This is a genomic window from Escherichia sp. AM3 (assembly GCF_032029835.1).
GTDB classification, from domain to species: domain Bacteria; phylum Pseudomonadota; class Gammaproteobacteria; order Enterobacterales; family Enterobacteriaceae; genus Escherichia; species Escherichia coli.
In genome coordinates this window covers 1-552 of record NZ_JAVUPQ010000523.1, presented here as the reverse complement: position 1 = coordinate 552, position 552 = coordinate 1, and the positions used below count along the sequence as shown (strand labels likewise).

Genomic DNA, 552 nt, shown 5'->3' with positions numbered 1-552 from the left:
GACCAGTAACTATCAAAAGAAGATGTCCTTACAACTATTTTTTCAGAGTGGGCAACTGCATAAAAAACAGAATCATCGTAAAGACGATTTTCTGGTTTAAAATCAGGCAACACCTTACTCCATAAGGAATTTATATTATCTGATTTAATAACGTTAGATGTTGGTGTCCAGTTCATTATTTGTGTATTCATAACTTCAGGCCGTCTTTCCCATTCAACCTGTGGCGGTTCAGGTGGAGAGGAACAGGCTGTGAGGAGAAGAATACTGATCATAAGTATTTTTTTCATAGCAAAACCTCAGACTCCAGCTCCCCTACGGAGAGCATTTTTTCTTTTGACGGATATTTAAGCCCTTTCACACCAAATATTTTTTTCGTCTTATTTAGTTCCATCGTCAATGATGCCAGTTTAGGACTGACCTTCATTAACCTGTCCATAAAATACGGATCAAGGTAATACAGTGCCTTTTCTGCTTTAACAGGGTTCTCCCCCTTCAGGATGATAAATTCTTCTTTAAAGTCCAGCGTTCCCAGCTCCTGTGGAAGCACCAGTG

General features: G+C 39.3%; 2 protein-coding genes. Both read right to left on the bottom strand.

Annotated features, from left to right (window positions below; genetic code table 11):
- A partial coding sequence (locus RTW80_RS27020; RefSeq protein WP_312721165.1) for a conjugal transfer protein occupies window positions 1–287 on the bottom strand: 287 nt, incomplete at its 3' end.
- Window positions 284–552: type IV secretory system conjugative DNA transfer family protein (locus tag RTW80_RS27015; protein ID WP_312721163.1), on the bottom strand; the 269-nt coding region annotated here is incomplete at its 5' end. The genes RTW80_RS27020 and RTW80_RS27015, both read right to left, overlap by 4 nt.